At 57.6% G+C, this 19,382-nt stretch carries 21 protein-coding genes; 20 read left to right on the forward strand and 1 reads right to left on the reverse strand.

Annotated elements, in window-relative coordinates; genetic code table 11:
• Positions 1–16 precede the first annotated feature (16 nt).
• From BM074_RS19075 to BM074_RS19095, 5 genes are all read left to right on the forward strand, one after another.
• Positions 17–490, forward strand: coding sequence for a hypothetical protein (locus tag BM074_RS19075; RefSeq protein ID WP_027232738.1), 474 nt, complete (start codon positions 17–19; stop codon positions 488–490).
• 30 nt (positions 491–520) lie between these two features.
• On the forward strand, positions 521–841 hold the full coding sequence (locus BM074_RS19080; RefSeq protein ID WP_091924183.1) for a hypothetical protein: 321 nt from the start codon (positions 521–523) through the stop codon (positions 839–841).
• Between the two features lie 5 nt (positions 842–846).
• On the forward strand, positions 847–1,212 hold the full coding sequence (locus tag BM074_RS19085; RefSeq protein WP_228020436.1) for a hypothetical protein: 366 nt from the start codon (positions 847–849) through the stop codon (positions 1,210–1,212).
• A gap of 15 nt (positions 1,213–1,227) precedes the next feature.
• Positions 1,228–1,557, forward strand: a complete 330-nt coding sequence (locus tag BM074_RS19090) for a potassium channel family protein (protein WP_091924185.1) — start codon at positions 1,228–1,230, stop codon at positions 1,555–1,557.
• Positions 1,558–1,626: 69 nt separating this feature from the next.
• Positions 1,627–2,118: a hypothetical protein gene (locus BM074_RS19095; protein WP_027232734.1), complete on the forward strand. Its 492-nt coding sequence runs from the start codon at positions 1,627–1,629 to the stop codon at positions 2,116–2,118.
• Between the two features lie 60 nt (positions 2,119–2,178).
• Here BM074_RS19095 and aspT read toward each other — a convergent pair whose 3' ends face one another.
• Positions 2,179–3,873 carry an aspartate-alanine antiporter gene (gene aspT, locus BM074_RS19100; protein ID WP_091924187.1) on the reverse strand — a complete coding sequence of 565 codons (1,695 nt, stop codon included), beginning with the start codon at positions 3,871–3,873 and terminating at the stop codon, positions 2,179–2,181.
• Positions 3,874–4,190: 317 nt separating this feature from the next.
• On the opposite strand from aspT, the gene BM074_RS19105 reads away from it, so the two are divergent.
• The 15 genes from BM074_RS19105 (at position 4,191) to BM074_RS19175 (ending at position 19,376) form a co-directional block, all read left to right on the forward strand.
• Positions 4,191–5,801 carry a bifunctional aspartate transaminase/aspartate 4-decarboxylase gene (locus BM074_RS19105; RefSeq protein WP_091924189.1) on the forward strand — a complete coding sequence of 537 codons (1,611 nt, stop codon included), beginning with the start codon at positions 4,191–4,193 and terminating at the stop codon, positions 5,799–5,801.
• A 111-nt stretch (positions 5,802–5,912) separates the two neighbouring features.
• Positions 5,913–6,299: a hypothetical protein gene (locus BM074_RS19110; protein WP_091924191.1), complete on the forward strand. Its 387-nt coding sequence runs from the start codon at positions 5,913–5,915 to the stop codon at positions 6,297–6,299.
• Positions 6,300–6,353: 54 nt separating this feature from the next.
• On the forward strand, positions 6,354–7,229 hold the full coding sequence (locus BM074_RS19115; RefSeq protein ID WP_091924192.1) for a bifunctional helix-turn-helix transcriptional regulator/GNAT family N-acetyltransferase: 876 nt from the start codon (positions 6,354–6,356) through the stop codon (positions 7,227–7,229).
• A 424-nt stretch (positions 7,230–7,653) separates the two neighbouring features.
• Positions 7,654–8,571: an MBL fold metallo-hydrolase gene (locus BM074_RS19120; protein ID WP_091924195.1), complete on the forward strand. Its 918-nt coding sequence runs from the start codon at positions 7,654–7,656 to the stop codon at positions 8,569–8,571.
• A 360-nt stretch (positions 8,572–8,931) separates the two neighbouring features.
• On the forward strand, positions 8,932–10,272 hold the full coding sequence (locus tag BM074_RS19125; protein WP_091924198.1) for a sensor histidine kinase: 1,341 nt from the start codon (positions 8,932–8,934) through the stop codon (positions 10,270–10,272).
• Positions 10,269–10,940 carry a response regulator gene (locus BM074_RS19130; RefSeq protein WP_091924201.1) on the forward strand — a complete coding sequence of 224 codons (672 nt, stop codon included), beginning with the start codon at positions 10,269–10,271 and terminating at the stop codon, positions 10,938–10,940. Before BM074_RS19125 ends, BM074_RS19130 begins: the two co-directional genes overlap by 4 nt.
• Before the next feature lie 205 nt (positions 10,941–11,145).
• Complete coding sequence (locus BM074_RS19135) at positions 11,146–11,370, forward strand: hypothetical protein (protein ID WP_091924203.1); 225 nt, start codon at positions 11,146–11,148, stop codon at positions 11,368–11,370.
• A 246-nt stretch (positions 11,371–11,616) separates the two neighbouring features.
• Positions 11,617–12,036, forward strand: a complete 420-nt coding sequence (locus BM074_RS23115; RefSeq protein WP_162737209.1) for a hypothetical protein — start codon at positions 11,617–11,619, stop codon at positions 12,034–12,036.
• Between the two features lie 446 nt (positions 12,037–12,482).
• Positions 12,483–13,490, forward strand: a complete 1,008-nt coding sequence (locus BM074_RS19145) for a taurine ABC transporter substrate-binding protein (RefSeq protein ID WP_091924208.1) — start codon at positions 12,483–12,485, stop codon at positions 13,488–13,490.
• Positions 13,491–13,550: 60 nt separating this feature from the next.
• The gene (locus BM074_RS19150) at positions 13,551–14,345 is read left to right on the forward strand and encodes a taurine ABC transporter ATP-binding protein (protein ID WP_091924211.1); all 795 of its coding nucleotides are present in this window, start codon (positions 13,551–13,553) and stop codon (positions 14,343–14,345) included.
• Between the two features lie 35 nt (positions 14,346–14,380).
• Entirely contained in the window at positions 14,381–15,226 is an 846-nt protein-coding gene (locus BM074_RS19155) for an ABC transporter permease subunit (RefSeq protein ID WP_091924214.1), read from the forward strand.
• Positions 15,227–15,242: 16 nt separating this feature from the next.
• Positions 15,243–16,391, forward strand: coding sequence for an FMNH2-dependent alkanesulfonate monooxygenase (ssuD, locus tag BM074_RS19160; protein WP_091924217.1), 1,149 nt, complete (start codon positions 15,243–15,245; stop codon positions 16,389–16,391).
• 184 nt (positions 16,392–16,575) lie between these two features.
• Complete coding sequence (locus BM074_RS19165; RefSeq protein WP_091924220.1) at positions 16,576–16,929, forward strand: DUF2200 domain-containing protein; 354 nt, start codon at positions 16,576–16,578, stop codon at positions 16,927–16,929.
• Positions 16,930–17,250: 321 nt separating this feature from the next.
• On the forward strand, positions 17,251–18,315 hold the full coding sequence (locus tag BM074_RS19170) for an ABC transporter ATP-binding protein (protein ID WP_027232721.1): 1,065 nt from the start codon (positions 17,251–17,253) through the stop codon (positions 18,313–18,315).
• 14 nt (positions 18,316–18,329) lie between these two features.
• A complete protein-coding gene (locus BM074_RS19175) occupies positions 18,330–19,376 on the forward strand; it encodes an ABC transporter substrate-binding protein (protein WP_027232720.1) in 1,047 nt (348 codons plus the stop codon).
• Positions 19,377–19,382: the final 6 nt, after the last annotated feature.

A 19,382-nucleotide genomic window follows, 5' to 3' on the forward strand; every position in this document is an offset into this window, starting at 1 on the left:
GAAGTGGAGGAAAGAGATGTCTGACAAAAAAGAACTTGACGTGAACGCGATGCCTCCGAGTGCGACGGAGCTTCGCCAGGAAGTTAAGAAGCGGGAGTCGGAGGAGACAAAAAAGCAGGCGAAAGCCAAGTCCGTCCAAGAACAGAAGATCGCCGATTTCGCCGAAGACTTTCTCAAGAACCATGTCGGCGAGGCGGACATTCTCGCTGTACGCCGCGCCGTGGCGGCTGCGGTCGAAAACGGCAAATTCGAAGCCATGGTCTATACCTTCTCCTCAGACCTTTGTTCGGACAGCGGCCGCGCGATCAATAGCGGCGACAAGAGCTGGCCTGATACCCTTCAGGGGAAGGCGAAGGAATTTTACGATCGCTACCAGAAATTCGGTAAGCCGCAAGGGTTCAGGCTCAAGGCAATGATCATCAGTTTCCCCAATGGAATGCCCGGCGACGTCGGCTTCTTCCTGAATTGGGGTTCCGATCTAGGCAGCTGAACAGCAAGTTACTCAAAAGGAAGCCGAAACATGAAGTTAGCGCTTTTGCTGGTCTTGCTTTCAGTGTCGCCGGTCAACGCAATGAGTGCAGCCGAACTCTTGAAAGCCGATAAGGGATTCGCCTCAGGCTACATTTTCGGTGCGATCGAATATCAGATTGCCGTCGCATGCGATGACGATGTCTCGGTGCGCCGTCAGGAAATTCGCAAGTGTCTGGTCGACGGCAAATTCATGTCCCAACAGCTCTATGGGACAGTCATCAGCTTCATCCAAACTCATCCTGAACAAACGAGCGCGGTGGGTGCAATTGTTCAAGCGGTGGACGAAATTTGCCCGCGCTCCGGGAGATAAGCAACATGACAGCCACGAAAGTTGATATGCTGAAATCAGCGATTGCCATGCGCCAGATCTCGTTGGCATTGGCAATCTCGTGCCTCAGCGTTTCCGCCCTCGCCGAGGCGCCATCCTTCGCAAAACTTCAAGCGATGTGCGGCAATGTGAAGGACCCCTTGGACCACGGATATTGTGTAGGATTTCTTGAAGCGGTTGCGCTTCGTATTGTCCACGACAACAAGCACTGCACGGTCCTTCAAGAATATATCGACCACCCCAACTCAAGCCTCGCATTCCCGGATTTGATCGCAGACGTGGATCCCAAGGAATATTCGGGGAGCGCTCTCGAAGGCGTCGAAAAGTATTTCCTCAACAAAGGCTGCATGTAGGGTATCGGTCAGGAAATGAGCGCGAAAGCCAGGGAAACACGGCGCATTTTCTTCAGAGAGTTCTTTCGCCAGCTCGGAGTTGTTTGGCCAATCCTGTCCGGAATTCTTGTGTTGATGGTAGGGTTTGGGCTCTTGATTGGCAGAATAGAAGATTGGCAGGCAATGGACACGCTCTACTTCACCTTCGTTACCGGCCTGACAATAGGCTATGGTGATCTCGCGCCGACCCACGCTTCATCGCGCTTGCTGGCTGTGGGGATTGGTTTTTGTGGAATCGTCATGACTGGGCTCATCGCGGCGGTCAGCGTGCAAGCGCTTGTAGCTGCAGCCACAGCCAGGAAGTGATGACTATCGTATGCAGTGGATTTCAGTATCGCATAATTTTTAATTCAAAGCAGAGCACAGGAGAAGATCATGCATTTATTCGCTTGGACTACCCTAGCAGTCGCTGTCCTCGCCGTTCCATGTGAGGCCGCCGTCACAAAATATGGTTCGGCGGCGGGCTGGGACATATATGTCGACGACACCATGGGGCCGGGTTGCCTTATCATGCGGGATAATCCCGATGGTGAAACACAGGCGCAGATCGGTATCGATGCGACCGCGGCCCCCCGCGGCTTTCTCGCGCTTTATACCAAGACACCCACAAAAATTACCGCCGGTGAAAAGCTTGATGTCGTTTTCGATGTCGATGGTCAGAAATACACGGGCGTAGCCAAGGGACAGCAGATGCAAGGATATGACGGCGCATATGTTCCGTTCGACAACCTCGATTTCATCTACGACCTCGCCAAGAAGAAGGCGCTGACGATCACCGCGAAAGGACGCAAAACCGTGGTGGTAAATCTCACCGGCACCGATGACGCGTTTAAGGCGTTGCGGGCTTGTCAGGCCGCCCAGAAATAGCCGGAAGCCTTTCTGATGCCCGCGACATGGGACCAACCCATGTCGCGGCAGTGCCCGTGGTCAGGCAAGCAACATCACCAGCACCATTCCCCAGATGGTCAGCAGCGTATTCCCCACCGCATAGGTGACCGTATAGCCGAGGCCGGGGATCGTGCTCTTTGCCCGGTCGTTGATCATGCCAAGTGAAGCGGTGGTCGTTCGAGCGCCTGAGCAGCACCCCAAGAGGATGGCGGGATGGAACCGGAACACGTATTTCCCGACATACATGGCGAGGACAAGCGGAATGGTGGTCACGACGATGCCCCAGAGGAAGAGGCTGAAACCGAGTTGCTTCAACCCCGCGACAAAACCCGGCCCGGAAGAAATTCCGACCACCGCAATGAAAATATTGAGGCCGACCGAATTCATGAACCAGACGGTCGATGAGGGAATGCGGCCAAACGTTGGATGTACCGAGCGCAGCCAGCCGAAGAAGAGCCCTGAAATCAACGCACCGCCTGACGTCGACAGAGTGAGCGGAACGCTGCCGATCTTGAAGACAAAGGCGCCAACGAGCGCACCGATAGCGATAGCCCCGCCTATGAAAGCGACATCGGCGATGTCGGTCTGCCGGTCTGGTACGCCGAGAGCCTTGGTCGCTGCTGTGGTATCCTGGGTCCGCCCCACGATTGTGACGATATCGCCGCGGTTGATTTGAGTGTTCGGCAGGATTGGAATCGATATTGCGGTGGCGCCCCGCGTTATCTTTCGCAGAAACACACCACGTGCTGACGGCATTTTTGCAAGTTCAGCCAGGGTCTTTCCATCGACCTCCTTATTGGTAACAAACACGTCAACGCCTTCAGCCGGAACCGCCAAAAGCTGCGGATCGTCGATTTCTTCGGCGGTGTGGCCAATGACATTTACGAGGACTTCGCGGCGCCCGGCGACGGCGACGATGTCGCCCGCCTGAATCACAGTGTCGGCGGTGGCGTCCAAGAGCTTGCCGCCGCGGCGTATGCGCTCGATGAAAACTCGTTGCTCTGGAAGGAGTGCTTCGGCTTCGTGCGCCGTCTTGCCGACTATGGGTCCGCCTTCGCGCACCCGGTAGGCACGCAATTCGTAGTGGTGCCAGGCCGTACCAGCGCCCCCGATTTCCTTGTCGCCGCCGCCTTGTTCCTGCTCGTAGCGCTTGCACTCCGCTTCTAGATCGATCCCCAGCAAGGCGGGTCCGAGAAGCGCAAGCACAATAGCTGAGCCTACGGTGCCAAAGATATAAGTAACGGCATAGGCAACAGGCATTGCATCAAGCAAGGCCTTCGTCTGGTCGGGCGGCAGCGCGAGGCGATTGATGGCATCGGTTGCAAGCCCCATGGAAGCCGAAATAGTTTGCGATCCCGCGTAGAGGCCGACAGCGGAGCCGACGTCATAGCCCGCGAGAATTGCGCCAAAGTAAGCAGTCACCAGACAGAACAGGCAGACAACGACAGCAAACAGAGCCTGTGGAATCCCGTCTTTGGCGATGCCCCTGACAAATTGCGGACCAACGCCATAACCAATGGCGAACAGAAACATCAGGAAAAATGTTGCCTTCAACGGCGGCGAGATGGTGATGCCGAGCTGTCCTATGAGGACGGCGGCAATGAGGGTGGCCGTAACCGCGCCTAGTCCAAGGCCCTTATAGGTGAAGGACCCGAAATAGTAACCGAGCGCAAGAGACAGGAAAATGGCGATTTCGGGATAGCTGCGCAGCGCACTAACGAACCAGTCAATCATCATGCCCCTCCCAGAAAGCTGAAAGAAACGCCCCGCCATCCAACAATTTGGAACGGTCCATCGTTGTCGGCCAGGACAGATCAATCATGCGAGCTTTACACTGCTGAGCCCAGGGAAAAAGTAGTATCCTGTATCATACTGTATGGTACGTGCTGCAAACCTATTGTGTTTGCTAGTCTCAACTGTGACGCCTTCAAGTACTTTGAAGAGTTGCACTATGGCTTACCAGCTTCTCGATTCTGCTCGCCGAAGTGAAAGCCGGAATGATTTTTCCAAAACTGCCGTGGCTACTTTGTATTACCGGGGAGGAAGACCCTATGAAAGTCATCGATTACCGCGACTACGAGAAGATGAGCCCGTTTGAAATAAAGGACGGCTTGATCAAGCTCGCCAAACGCAGTTCACAGAAATCGGCAAAGGTGCTGCTCAATGCAGGGCGCGGCAATCCGAACTGGATTGCGACCAGGCCTCGCGAGGGGTTCTTCCTGTTCGGCCAGTTCGCCTTGTCCGAATGCCGCCGTACGATGGACAATCCCACCGCTGGCGTTGCGGGCATGCCGCAGCAGAAGGACATCGCCGAGCGCTTCAAGGCCTGGATCGAGAAGCATGCCGATATGCCGGGCGCAGACTTCCTGGCGAAGATGGTTGAACATGCCGTCACGGCTTTCGGATTTGACGCGGACGCCTTTGTCTTCGAGCTAACGGATTCGATCATTGGCGATAATTACCCTGTGCCTGATCGCATGCTGGTCCATGCCGAACAGGTGGCGCACCGCTACCTCATGTGGGCGATGTGCGGCGACAAGGTTCCACCCGGCAAATTCGACCTTTATGCGGTGGAAGGCGGCACTGCCGCGATGTGTTACATCTTCAAGTCATTGATCGCCAACCGCATCCTCAAGAAGGGCGATACGATCGCGCTGGGGACGCCCATATTCACGCCTTACATCGAGATCGCGGAACTTGAAGACTATGCGTTCAAGGCCGTCCACATCAAGGCTACGCAAGAGCATCGGTTCCAATACTCGGACGAGGAGATAAAGAAGCTCGAGGATCCGAAGATAAAGGCCTTCTTCGTCGTCAACCCCGGCAACCCTACTTCGATGGCGATCGATGCGCCTACAATCAAGAAGATCGTGGATCTCGTCAAGAAGAAGCGGCCCGACTTGCTGCTGCTGACCGACGATGTCTATGGCACCTTCGTGCCGGGCTTCCGCTCATTGATCGCCGAGCTGCCGGAAAATACCATCGGCGTCTACTCGTTCTCGAAATACTTTGGTTGCACTGGCTGGCGGCTTGGCCTTATCGCCATCCATGAGAAGAACATCCTGGACGAGATGACAAAGAAGCTGCCGCAAAAGGAACTGGAGGCCGTCGACAAGCGCTACATCTCGATCACACTCGAGCCCCGCAAGCTCAAGATGATTGACCGGATCGTCGCTGACAGTCGCGACGTCGCTCTCAATCACACCGCAGGTCTGTCCCTGCCGCAACAGGTGATGATGACCATGTTTTCGCTCAGCGAATTGATGGACACAGAAAAGCTCTACCAGAAGGCGTGCATGGATATCTGTCACAGCCGCGTCGATAGTCTTCTTGAAGGCCTGCCGCTTGATGTCCAGCCAAATCCAAACTTTGCCTATTATTACGGTACGATCGACTTCGAATTTTGGCTGCGCAGATATGTCGGCGACGACATGGTAAAGTGGCTGAAAAAGCATGTCCATCCGCTCGACCTCGTCTATCGCCTGGCGGAAGACCATTCGATCGTGCTTCTCAACGGCGGCGGTTTCGATGCGCCGAACTGGAGCGTCCGCGTCTCCTTCGCCAATCTTTCCGATGATGTCTATGACGATATCGGCAGAGGCGTCCGCGCTGTCGCACGTGGATACATTGATACGTTCAATGCATCGAAAAAGGGAAAGTAGGCTTGGCGCGTGCAATTAGCCGGCAAACTCACTGTCGATCGTGCGAACTGACAGTCGATCGACAGAGGGCACCATTTGGAGGGCAATATGTACAGGGTTCGAGTAGCGCTTATGGTCACGCTGTTTGCCACAGCGACCGGATATGGTGCGCAAGCAGCCACGATAGCGGATCTCCAGGGTGCCTGGGCGATGAAAGGTAGCAAATGCGAAGAAATCTTTCGAAAGGTCGGCAGTAAAATCGAATTCAAGGATAGGATCGCTTCAACCACTACCGGCCTCCTTTTCGCTGGCAACAAGGTTGCGGGGCCGATGGCGGTCTGTACGGTCACGAAGATTCGAAAGAAGTCGTCGCATCTTTCAGCCCAGCTATCCTGTGAGACGTCGATGATCGTTGAAAACGTTTCCGTCGGGTTCGACATTCCCAACCCGTCGGAACTTAAGCGATTCGATCCCTTCGGCGAGAACACGTATGTAACTTACCGGAAGTGCGATTTATAGCGGCAGCATGCGGCATGGATTGACAGAACGAATTGTCTGACCTAAGTCAGATAAATGCCTTACGACCCAGTTTTTCGCGTCCGTCGCTTCAACCGTGCTGTCACCGCCGAAGTCGGAGCTCTCGATACCTCGTTCCTCGGACGTGGCCGTCCGCTTGGCGCGGCACGCGTGCTTAATTTGATCGGCCAAGGGCAATCGGATGTTGCGGCTATCCGCGATGATCTCGATCTCGACTCGGGTCTCATGAGCCGTCTGCTGCGCAGCCTTGAAGAGGAAGGTCTCATTGAAACTGTATCGAATCCGCAGGATGCGCGTCGGCGCATCGCCAGGTTGACCGAAACCGGCAGCTCGGAGTTTCAGGCATACGAAGCGCTTTCCAATACGCAGGCGACAGCATTTCTGGCGCGCCATTCCCAGCCGGAAGAACTTCTACGCGCCATGGATATTGTTGCTTCCGCGCTGAGGCGCAGCCACATCGCGGTCGAGGAGAAAGATCCGCGAAACGCAGACGCCACCTATTGTCTCGGTGAATACTACGCCGAGCTTGGACGCCGTTTCGAGAAGGGTTTCGACGTGTCGCTGTCGCGTGATCCGGACGCCGGGGATATGATCCGCCCGCGCGGCGTATTCCTGGTAGCCACATCGGATTCTCTGCCGATAGGCTGTGTCGGGTTGAAGGGCAGTGGCGGCGACGTGGCGGAGATCAAAAGGCTTTGGGTCGCGCCATCAGCACGGGGACTTGGGCTGGCAAAACGGCTTATGGCTGCCGCCGAAAATTGCGCCTGTGAACTATCCATAGAGGTCCTGCGTCTGGATACGAATAGTGCGCTGACCGAAGCACAGCAGCTTTATCGCAGAACCGGTTGGACTGAGATCTCACGTTTCAATGACGACCCCTACCCTGACACGTTCTTCGAGAAGCGCCTCTAAAGCGGCGGCGGCCCAGACCGTCGTTGGTCGATCGTGCGTGGTTTGATCCCGACTACCCATTATACGGCCAGCCATACCCTCCTGATTAATGGATGAGCGAACCTATGCTTTGGTATCGCTGCCCAATGCTGCAGTGCCATCAGCTTTACCAGCGCGCGTAACATATGCCCTCGCACGCCGAATGGTGCGGTCGAAGGTAACCCCATTTCTGATGCCGCCAAAGGCCGCTCAAAACGCCGGTTTGGCGGCGTTATCGCCCGTTTCCGCTGCGTCGGTTCGCCCGTCCGCCTTGGTAGCCGGACCTATACGACCGTATGGCCCCCTCTGTCCCTGACCCCAATTGTCCGCAAGCAGGCCGCGAAATAACGTCAACCATGCCGTGCACAAGACGGCGGTCAGCAGGCGAAGAAACAGGAGAACCGATATGAACTTACAGACCTCACACCCCGCCGTTAAACCTGCGCCCGACGAGCTGGTCCCGTCGCGCTACGCGTTGAAGATCGGCGAGATTGACGTAATGGTTGTAAGCGATGGTGTACTGCCGTTGCCAGGCAAGATGTTGGGCCACAACGCCGATGCTGCCGACCGGGCGGCTTGGCTCAGCTACAATTTCCTGCCGACGGATAAGCTCGACTGGGGGCTGAACGTGGTCGTGGTGCGTAGTGGCGGCAAGACCATCCTCGTCGACGCCGGGCTGGGGGACGACCCCAACTTGAACTTGCCGCGGGCCGGGCAGCTGGCCCATCGGCTGCAGGCCGCCGGCATCGAGCTTGCGTCGGTGACCGACGTGATCCTGACACACATGCACATGGACCACATTGGCATGTTTCTTGTCGACGGGGTGAAGGAGCAGTTGCGTAAGGACCTGCGGATCCACGTGGCGGAAGCCGAAGTCAAGTTCTGGACACACCCGGATTTTTCCCACGTCTCCATGCCTGAGGGGTTTCCGGACGCGCTTCGTGCGGCGGCCAAGCGGTTCGCTGAAGAGTACAAGAGCAATCTGCAGACATTCAAGGAGGAGTACGAGGTTGCGCCCGGTGTGGTCGCCACCCGCACCGGCGGTCATACACCTGGGCACAGCGTGGTGCGCCTCGCGTCCGGCAACGACCGGTTGATGTTCGCCGGCGACGCCGTGTTCGCGGTGGGCTTCGAGCATCCCGACTGGTTCAACGGCTTCGAACACGACCCCGAAGAAGCGGTCCGCGTCCGCGTTCGTCTTTTGAAGGAGCTGGCAGCGACCGGCGAGCTGCTGGTAGCAACGCACCTGCCGTTCCCATCCATCGGCCATGTGGCGGTCGAAGGTGACGCCTTTCGCTGGGTGCCGATCTTCTGGGATTACTGACCGGACCGGGGCGTGAACCGCTACGTCGCGTGGTCCACGCCCTGGCTCAGTCTGCATTGCTACAGTCGTCCGTACCGACGTGCCCGCGTCACGGGCTGCTTTGAGCATGAGATCGATAATTGATGGCTTAGTGAAAGAATCGGCCAAGGACCACGGAGAACCCCATCCGCTCATTGGTCCCTGATGAATAAATTGGCGTGCCCGCGTGTTTAGTTTCAATCGCCTTGTTCGAGGAGGGCATTGAATGCCTGGAGCGGGATAGGCAGGACTGGAACATCGAAAACACAATGGAGCGAGCCGCTGACGACGACATTCGCCAAATCCGCTCCGCCAGCTGAAACGGCCGAATTATTCGGTAGAATGACGCTTGCCCGTCAGTTCATCCTCGCTGCGAGCGCCGTATTGATCGTAGGCATGGCCATCATTGCCTTCTGGGTCACCTCCCGCATCGAAGAGTCCGTTACCCGCAATGCGGCATCCGCCACCGCGCTCTATGTCGATAGCATCATCGCCCCCCTCACCCAGGAGCTGGCCGACTCCGACACTCTTGGTGAAGGTGCGCGCCTGGCATTGACGGAGACACTTGGACAGGGCGTGCTGGGCGACAAGATTGTGTCCTTCAAAGTGTGGAAGCCGGATGGGAGCGTAGTCTTCAGCAATCAAACTGAAATCGTAGGTCGCCGTTTTCCAATCAGCGATCGTTTGCAGGGAGCTTTCGCGGGTACGGTTCAGGCGGAGTTCGATAAACTCGACAGCGCTGAAAATGCGACGGAACGCGCCAAGGGAATTCCGCTCCTCGAAATCTACAGCCCTATCCGGCAGCCATGGTCCGGCCGAGTGATCGGCGTTGCGGAATTTTATGAGATCGCCACGGACCTGAAAGCCGATCTGAACCGCGCCCGCCTGCGCAGCTGGATTGTCGTCGGTCTGGTTACACTCGCCATGCTCGGGGTGCTTTTCGGGATCGTGGCGCGCGGCAGCCGGCTGATCACGCGGCAAGCCGAGATCTTGAGAGCCAGGTTCGACGAACTCAGTCGTCTGCTGAATTCAAATCGGGCGCTTCGATTGCGGGCCGAGCAGGCCGCGCACCGCACCGCGGCGCTCAATGAGCGATATCTCCGCCGCATCTCGGCCGATCTGCACGATGGTCCCGCCCAACTCATCGCTTTCGCCTGTCTGCGGCTCGAAACTGCAACAAAGGGATCGGTGATGGGCCCTGACCTCGAAACAGTCACGACTTCGCTCGAGGAAGCACTGCAGGAGGTCCGCAATATCTGTCATGGACTGATGCTGCCGGAACTCGATGATCTCGAAACACGGGAGATTTGCATGCGCGTGATCAAGGCGCATGAAAGCAGAACCAGAACGAGCGTTGAATTCACGTGCGGTGACAACCTCCCGGAATTGAACCAGGCCGAGAAGATAGGCCTCTACAGATTTGTCCAGGAAAGCCTCAACAATGCGTTTCGCCATGCGAACGGGATAGGCCAGAAGGTCACCGTCGTATCGTCAAATGACGGGCTAAGCGCGACAGTAGCCGATGGAGGCAAGGGCTTTGATCCAGTCAACGCAGACAAGGGCCTCGGATTGACCGGACTTGAGGAGCGATTTGCAGGTTTGGGTGGCACATTCGTCGTCAACTCATCGCCGGGGCACGGCACGATCGTTACAATGCATCTACCGGGAGGGCGGGACGCATGAGCACGGCAAGCATCAGGATTATCATCGTTGACGATCATCCATTCTTTCGCCAAGGCGTTGCAGTCAGTCTTTCCGAGAAGGGATTCACAGTCGTCGGCGAAGGCTCGAGTGCCGATGATGCCGTCCGCCTGGTCAACGAACTGCGACCCGACGTAGCCCTTCTCGACCTGTCGATGCCGGGCGGCGGACTGAGTGCGCTCCTCACCATTCTGGAAGCCAGCCCGGAGTTGAAGGTCGTCATCCTCACCGTCTCGGAGAGCGACGAGGATGTGTTGCAGGCACTACGGTGCGGGGCCCACGGCTATGTTCTGAAGGGCGTCCGGGCAGCAGGCCTCTGCGAAATCATCCAGAATGTCGTTGCCGGCGAACGCTATGTTTCACCGGCGCTCGCAGCGCGCATCCTTACGGAGATGCGCGGTTCAGGCGCTGCGGTAGCGCCGAGCCAGCCTGTCGCGGAAATTGCCGATGCCATTCACTCCCTGACGCCGCGCGAGGAACAAATCCTTACGCTCGTCTCCAACGGCAAAAGCAACAAGGAAGTCGCACGCGAAATCGGCTTGCAGGAAAAAACCATCAAACATCACATGACCAGCATCCTGCAGAAACTTCAGGTGCGCAATCGCACCGAAGCTGCCTTGTTGCTGCGCGAGGCGCGCTGGCAATCCTGAGAAGGCCTAACGGGAGCTGCTCTTGTCGATGCGGAGCGCATCGGCAGGGATCGCCTTCCTGTTGATGACCGAGCGGCCCTGTGGGTCGAAGATTTCATAACGGCCGTTACGGATGCGCTCGGTCCATCCTCCCTGATAGACGCGTTCCTGCCCTGCGGAACGGGAGGGTGCATGCGATTCGCTGTCACTTGAGTTTGCGCGTGAATTGTCTGAACCGGATCCTGAACTACTTGATCCTCGCGAACCGCCCGATCCGGAGCCTGAATTGCTCGAGCCGGAGCCGGAATTGTCCGAGCCCCCACCCGATCCGGAGTTCGACCCCGATCCTGAACTGCCGGAGCCGGAGCTACCGCTGCCCGATCCTCCGCTTGAGCCCGAACCGGAGCTTCCCGAAGACCCGGATCCCGACCCCTTGTCGCCCCAGGCATAACTGGTCGGGCCAATAACCCCCGACAACAGGGCAACGGCAAGCAAGGAGACGCGGATTACAGAGGCAGCTCTGTAATCTGTCGCGATGGAACGGATACCTGCCCGATTCAAAACTCACCTCATAAGACTCTGTCCGACCAGATTCTGTGCCGCCGCTTCGCACAGCGCGACGACACAGTGTTTCAGCAGCGTCGGTTCGCCACTGTCAGCAAATGCCTATTCCGGCCTCACCTGTAAGCATAACACGTTGATCGCTGACTTTCCTGCGTTGATGCAATCCACGATCGTCGTTCTGGTCGTGAATACCCCTGTGGATGCCATGATCGTCATTCTGATCGTGGACACCCCGGTGGATACCGTGATCATCGTTCTGATCGTGGACGCCTTGGTGGACACCGTGATCGTCCCCTGGCGCATCGTCAGCGCCGCGTCCGTGCCTGGCTTCACCGCGACCGCCGTGATCGTCGCCTGCGGGATCATCGGCCCCGCGACCATGATGGCCTCCGTCATCATTGCCCCGGTCTCCGTGATCATCGCCGCCGGCGTTGTCACCGCGGCCGCCGTGGTCATCGCCACCGCCATCGTGATCGCTGCCCCGGCCACTATTGTCCGAGCCACTGCGGGCCATCAGGATCATGTTGGTCGTGCCATATTTGGTCAGATGTGAATCGAACCGAGTGGAAGCGCTGGTACTGGCAGTCAGTCCGAGAAAGCTTAGTGCGATCACTCCGGCACCGGTCATAATGGATTGAGCGATTTTCATGGTCAATCTCCGTAAGGAGGCCGCGGCCCGCCTTGGCGGGAAGGGCCGGCGAGCCACGGTGGCCCGTCTTCTTCCGCAATTAAACCGCCGTCCATCAGGAAATTATACGTCCTACAGACCTATACGCGACCTGTTCGGACCTTAGTCCTACCAGACCGACCTGGCGCGCCAAGTCGAGGTTTCTTCATCCTCGAACAGTTTTCAACGAGCGCCGCCCCCGCGGCAGGATGACTGTTTTACGAAACGCGCAAATCTTGAAAAGAATAGTCTACCAACTTGGTAGACATTGTGGAAACCTTTCGTCGGGTCCTCGCCACTTTGGCTGATGGATAAATAGAGAGGGTAAAACCGTGCGCATCAAAACAGTTCTCGGAGCTTTCGGTCTGATTGCTTCGCTTATCGCCTCGGCGCATGCAGAGGATACGAAAAAAGTCGTCATCGCATATCAGACCGGCGCGGTTCCATATCTTGTCGGCATTGCCAATGGCGAACTTGCCAAGGGGACCGGATGGGATATCGAGTTCCGCCGCTTCAACTCCGGCGCCGATATTTTTGCGGCGATCGCATCGGGCGACGTCCAGATCGGCGACGTCGGTTCCAGCCCCTACGCGGCGTCGGTCAGCAAGGACCTCGACGTCAAGGGAATATACATTACCGCGGGTGCTGGCGACAGCGAGGCCCTGGTCGTTCGGCCGGAGATCAAGTCGGCTGCCGATCTCAAGGGCAAAAAGTTTTCAGCAGCTCCGGTCTCCACCGACCACTATCAACTGCTGGCCTATTTGAAGCAGGAAGGCCTGACCGAAAACGACGCTCAGGTCATTGCGATGCCCCAGCCGCAGATCGTCGCCGCATGGAAGCGTGGAGACATAGACGGTGCGTTCGTCTGGGATCCGGCGCTTTCCGAGCTGAAAAAGGATGGCAAGGTCTTGATCACGTCTGGCGAAGTCTCCAAGCGCGGCGCGCCCGTTTTCAGCTCGCTCGTAGTAACCGGCGACTTCTCGAAGAAGAACCCTGACTTTCTCGCCAAATATGTCGGCCTCATCGACAAGTATTATGTCGATTTTGCCAACCACCCTGATGCCTGGGGCCCGGCGTCCGACAATATCAAGCTGATCGCCAAGCTTCAGGGCGGCACGCCGGAAGAAAACGCCGGCTGGCTCAATACCACCGTGGTTGTTCCGCTGGATCAGCAGGTCACCGATGCATGGCTTGGCGGCGGGGACAAGGGGAGCGTCGCCAAGACGCTGAAGGACACGGCTGCATTCCTCAAGGAGCAGAAGAAGATAACGGCGGTCAAAGACGGCTACGGCGACTTCGTCGACCCGCAGTTTGCAGCGGCTGCACTCGCTTCCAACTGAAATCTTGCAACCGCCTGGCGGCCGCCCCTTGCCGGCCGCCATCCTCTTTGGAACTCGACAATGCTTTCAATCCGCAACGCCACCGTAAAGTTCGAAGCTGCCGACGGAACGGAAATCCACGCGCTCGATCGGGTTTCGTTCGACATTCCGCCGGACTCCATCGTTGTCGCACTCGGTGCGTCGGGATGTGGAAAGTCAACCCTGCTCAATGCCATTGCCGGCTTTCAATCGCTGACCGAGGGACAGATTCTTATCGATGGGCTCCCCGTCGACAAGCCCGGCGGGGATCGCGGTGTCGTCTTCCAGAAGGATACACTCCTGCCTTGGTCAAATGTCCTCGACAATGTCGCGCTTGGCTTGCGCTACCGCGGAGTGCCCAAGCTTGAAAGGTATCGTCAGGCGCGCGAACTCCTGCAACTAGTCGGCCTGTCGGATTTCGAGACCAAGCCCCCTTACGAACTCTCCGGTGGCATGCGTCAGCGGGTCGGCATAGCGCGTGCACTCGCCACCGACCCCAAGATACTGCTGATGGACGAGCCCTTCGGCGCGCTTGACAGCCTCACCAGGGAAAACATGCAACAGCTTCTGGCGACGGTCTGGGCCAAGACGCGAAAGCAGGTCTTCTTCATCACGCACTCGATCGAAGAAGCTCTGGCGCTCGGCACCCATATTCTGGTGATGTCCCCACGGCCGGGGCGTATCGTCGCTCGCTACGAGGCCGATTTTGTCCGGACGTTTGCAGCAACCGGTGACCTCGGACCCATCCTTTCCCACCCCCGGTTCGTGTCGCTGCGTGAAGAAATACGCTCGATCATCCATACGCCCGCCAGCCACAATGAGCGACACGCGGCCTGATAACTATACGCCGCGATTGCAGAGAGGAGCTCATGATGAGCGCAGTGATTGAACCCGCAGTGGCCATTTCGGAAGTCAAGAGACAACGGACGCAGCAGCCGCGTCGCATTAAAAAGACGCATGGAACCGCCGTGATCAGTTTTGCGACCCTGATCGGATTGCTGGCCTTGTGGATCATCGCAACGAAGTATCACTTCGCCTCAGCGTTATTCCTGCCCTCACCGTCAGATGTCGCGGTGCAGGCCGTCGCCGTCGCTTCGGAAGGCTATGCGAACGGAACCCTCCTCGATCACATCCTTGCCAGCCTTGGACGCATAGGCGTCGCCCTCGCTTTCGGGATCGGCCTCGGCATTCCAGTTGGCCTGCTTATGGGCCTCAACCGCTGGGCCAAGGGCATCCTCGGTGTTCCCATCGATATCTACTGGGGCCTTCCGCCGCTCGCTTACCTGCCGCTCATGATTATATGGCTCGGAATCGGTGAGGCGTCGAAGATTGTTCTGCTCAGTCTGGCGGCGTTCGCCCCAATTTGTTTCGCGGCTCAGGCGGGCGTCCGCTCGGTACCGCAGGAACGCATCAACGCTGCCCGATCGCTCGGCGCAACATCTTATCAGGTATTCACCTCGATCATTTTTCCTTCGGCGCTTCCGGAGATCTTCACCGGCGTGCGCATTGCAATCGGCGCAACTCTTTCCACGCTGGTGGCGGCGGAGCTGATCGCTGCGCAGTCCGGCGTCGGCTATATGATCATGTCGGCTGCCAACTTCCTTGCGACAGACGTCGTCTTTGTCGGGCTCATCGTCATCGCAATCTTCGCCTTCGCGTTCGCCACGGGGATGCGCTTTCTCGAAAATCGTATCGCGCCCTGGAAGGGCAAACTCTAATTTAAGGTTGGAAACCATGACTGCACCTGCTGGTCCACTGGACATATACTGGTATCTGCCGACCCACGGCGACGGCCCATATCTTGGTAGCGACGAACGTCATCGCCCGCCGACTTTCGGCTATATGCGCGACATCGCCCAGGCGGCGGACCGTTTGGGCTTCAAGGGCGTGCTCCTGCCAACGGGACCGTACTGCGAAGACGCCTGGATCACGTCAGCGGCGCTCGTGCCGCTGACGGAACGTCTTCGCTTTCTCGTTGCGCTTCGCCCCGGGAGCGGGACCCCTGCAATGTTCGCACGTCACGCTGCCGCGCTTGACCGGATCTCCAACGGACGGGCGCTGTTCAATGTCGTGACTGGAGCCGATCCCAAGGATCTCGCGGGCGACGGCAACAAACTCGGCCATGGTGAACGCTACGAACAGACCGACGAGTTTCTCACGATCTGGCGACGGATACTTTCTGGCGAAGCAGCAGATTTCGAAGGCAAATATCTTTCTTCCCACGGCCGCGGCCTCTCCTTCCCTCCAGTCCAGTCGCCGCATCCGCCAATTTGGTTCGGCGGCTCTTCAGACGCTGGCATCGACGTTGCCGCGCGGCATGCGGATGTCTATCTGAGCTGGGGAGAACCCGTACACCAGCTTGGAGAAAAGCTCAGCCGCGTACGGGCACGCGCTCTTTCCCAGGGCCGCAGGATTCGTTTCGGCCTGCGCATTCATCTGATCGTACGTGAGACCGAAGAAAAGGCCTGGGCTGCCGCGGACGACCTTATCAGCCGGATCACAGACGATCAGATCGCCGCAGCCCAGAACGAGTTCCTCAATGTTTCGCAATCCGTCGGACAAAAGCGGATGTCGGCGCTGCATGGCGGACGCCGTGACAAGCTGGTCGTCGGCCCCAACCTATGGGCTGGTCTTGGTCTGGTACGGGGCGGCGCCGGCACTGCGCTCGTCGGAAGCCCAGAGAATGTCGCTGCCCGCCTCAGGGAATACCAGGCAATCGGGATCGACACGATTATCGGTTCGGGATATCCGCATCTTGAAGAGGCGTTCAGTGTGGCGGAATTGCTTTTCCCCCAACTCGGGGTCACAGGCGAAAGCGCACACACTGTCGGCGCTGACAACCAGACCTTCGAAAGCGGTGTGAGACCCAAGCGCACGGCCTGAAATCATGAATGGTGTCGACGACCTTTGACGGAACCGATGCACGGGCCGGCAAAGGCGTCGCCTCGTTTATGCGGCTGTTGACAGCGCGGCAGCCGTCGATCAGCCTTAGCTAACGCCGATTGGGATTTAAACTCCAAGCCTTGCTCGGGTTGGTCGCGGGCGCGTTGCTGAGCTGGAGGAGTCGATGGCAAAACACAGGATCTATACGACGAGCTTCGCCAGCGTCTATCCTCACTATGTTGCCAAAGCCGAGAAAAAGGGACACACAAAGGCAGAGGTCGACCAGATCATCACTTGGTTGACTGGTTATGACGCGCCGGCATTACAAACTCAGCTTGAACAACAAACCGATTTTGAAACTTTCTTTGCCGAGGCCCCGCATCCCAATCCTTTGAGAACCTTGATCACGGGCGTGGTTTGCGGTGTCCGCGTGGAGAATATCGAGGAGCCAACCATGCGGGAAATCCGCTACCTCGATAAGCTCATTGACGAATTGGCTCGCGGAAAAGCCATGGATCGCATTTTGCGAGAGAATTAGTTCCGGACGATCGATCCTTTTCCGTGTTCGCTGATTGCCCATACCGGTGACGCCAAATGGCACAACCCAAGTTGGGTTTGGGCGGCCACGCCTCTGCATCGCAGTGGACTCCCTCAGCCGCCTTTCTGACAGATCAATAACCTTGCGGTGCCGCACCAACTGCGGCGGGAACGCGGGCGGCTTCACCACGGTGTATGCGAACACAAGAAGTTCATCGCACCATAAAATAGTAATCTGTTGACAGTCTTCAATTTGCTCCCTACCTTCCCTGCAGTGGCCAAAGGAGCGGCAACACGTTGCCGCCAACACTTGGGAGGTGTGATGGCATTTCTGGAACTCGACGGTTTGACGAAGAGCTATGGTAGTCTGACAGTCGTAAAAGGCGTGAATTTGTCAGTCGACCAAGGCAAGCTGGTTTGCCTGCTTGGCCCATCCGGCTGCGGCAAAACCACGACCTTGCGCCTTATCGCAGGATTTGCTCCAGCGAATGGCGGAGAAATACGCGTCGGCGGCAAGGTGGTCTCTTCTTCGCGCGGTACCGTCCCGCCCGAAGCCCGCAACATGTCTATGATCTTCCAGAGCTATGCGCTCTGGCCGCACATGACAGTCTTTGAAAACGTGGCTTACGGCTTGAAATTGCGCCGGATGCCGCAATCTCAAGTCACTGAGCTCGTCCGCACCATACTCACCGCCACTCAGCTTATTCAGCTTGCGGACCGCTATCCTGGCGAATTGTCCGGAGGGCAGCAGCAACGTGTGTCGTTGGCGCGGGCATTGGTGATCAAACCCGAAATACTGCTGCTCGACGAGCCCCTGTCCAATCTCGACGCCAATTTGCGCGAGGAGATGCGCTTCGAAATACGCAGGCTCCATGACGAATTCCGCTACACGACTGTCTACGTTACCCACGATCAGGCCGAAGCAATGACCACGGCAGACATTATCGTGGTGATGAATGACGGGCGCATAGAGCAGTCAGGGTCCCCCGAGGACATCTACGAGCGTCCCGCGACTGAATTTGTGGCGAGGTTTATCGGCGGGACCAATATCCTCAGCGGAACGCGGAACGACAAGGAAAGCGTCCTGTGTCAGTCCGGCCTTGTGCTGCGCTGTGGCAACGGGACGGCTGACGGCACCACAAAGACAGCGGTTTCGATCCGCCACCACGACATTGAACTCTCGACCAAGCCGAACGGTGCCAACACCAACACGACAATTGGCACGGTTACTCGGCAGATCTATCTCGGTTCGCACCGGGATTACCTCGTTTCCATCGCCGGTGGAGAAATGGTGCGCACCGTCGCGCCAGTCAACGTCGCGATCCCGGTCGGCCAGGAGGTATGGCTGCATTTCCCGCCAGAGAAATGCCGGGCGCTCGCGCAATAAGGGAGGAACTACGCATGTGGAAGAAAGCGCTGTCTGCCGCGCTGTTCGCTTCGGGGCTCGCGGTATCGTCCGCGGCCTTTGCCGAGGCGCCAGCCCCCTATCAGATTACGCCAGAACTGGAGGCTGCCGCCAAAGCCGAGGGCAAGGTCGTGTTCTATACGGCCACCGACGTTGCGGTCGCCGAGAAATTAGCTGAGCAATTCAAGACCAAATACCCGGGCATCGATGTCCAGGTGGAACGCGCCGGATCGGAGCGGGTATTCCAGCGCATCGGCCAGGAATATTCGACCGGCATCTACAATGCCGACGTGATCGAAACATCCGACGCTGTGCATTTCGAATATTTCAAACGCCAGGGCTGGCTCACCCCCATGGTGCCGCAGGAAGTCGCGGATAAATGGCCGGCGGACGAACGTGACCCCGATGGCAATTTTGCCGCCTATCGCGCGCATCTTTCCGTCCTTGCATACCGCTCCGACCTTATGAAAGAGGAAGAGGCGCCGAAAACATGGGAAGACCTGCTCGACCCGCGCTTCAAGGACAAGATGGTGAAGGCACATCCGGGCTATAGCGGCACCGTGATGACCTCAACCTTCGTACTCAGCCAGCTTCTCGGTTGGGAATATTTCGAGAAGCTTGGCAAGCAGAACATCATGCAGGTCCAGTCCTCGACCGAGCCGCCGAAGAAGCTTGCGCAGGGCGAACGTGCTCTCGAGGTGGACGGCAACGAGTACAACGTCTTTCGTCTGATCGATGAAGGCAAGCCGATCAAGATCATCTATCCGGACGAGGGCACACCGCTGGCGGTCGGAAATGCGGCCGTTCTCAAACAGGCACCGCATCCGAATGCAGCCAAGCTGTTCTATGCCTATCTGTTCTCGCTCGATGCGCAGCAGCTCAACAGCGATTTCGGCGGCTTGAGATCCTTCCATCCCGATGTGAAGGAAAAGGAGGGGCGCACCCCGCTATCCAAGATCAAGATCCTTCATTCTGATCCGGCAAAACTCGAGCCTGAGATCCAGACCATCAAATCCAACTACGAAAAGTATTTCGGGACATAATTGATC

It is taken from the genome of Phyllobacterium sp. CL33Tsu, assembly GCF_900113985.1.
Lineage (GTDB): Bacteria > Pseudomonadota > Alphaproteobacteria > Rhizobiales > Rhizobiaceae > Phyllobacterium > Phyllobacterium pellucidum.